Source organism: Streptobacillus felis, assembly GCF_001559775.1.
Classification (GTDB): Bacteria; Fusobacteriota; Fusobacteriia; order Fusobacteriales; family Leptotrichiaceae; genus Streptobacillus; species Streptobacillus felis.
Window position 1 is genome coordinate 1 of the sequence record NZ_LOHX01000194.1, and the last position, 403, is coordinate 403.

The 403-nt window shown below is 33.7% G+C and carries 1 protein-coding gene; it reads right to left on the minus strand.

What is annotated here, in order from left to right; all coding sequences use genetic code 11:
- Positions 1 to 403 (minus strand): ATP-binding cassette domain-containing protein (locus tag AYC60_RS03655; protein WP_231724623.1); only part of this gene is annotated, 403 nt, incomplete at both ends.

Genomic DNA, 403 nt, shown 5'->3' on the forward strand with positions numbered 1-403 from the left:
TCTCATCATAAGTTCCTATAGGTGATTTTAGATAAGATTCATCCATTACCACTTTATCTTCTTTAACAAATTCTGGATCTGGTATAGGTACTGCTGATATTAATGATTTAGTGTAAATATGTACAGGGTTGTTATATACCTCATCAGGATATCCAAGTTCTACTATTTTACCTCTAAACATTACAGCAACTCTATCAGATATATATTTAACCATAGATACATCATGGGCTATAAACATCATAGTTAAGTTTTTCTTTCTTTGTAACTCTTTTAATAAATTTACTACCTGTGCCTGTATAGAAACATCGAGCGCTGAAATCGGTTCATCACATATTAGTACCTCTGGCTCTACTGCTCGTGCCCTTGCTATTCCTATTCTTCGTCTTTGTCCTCCACTAAATTC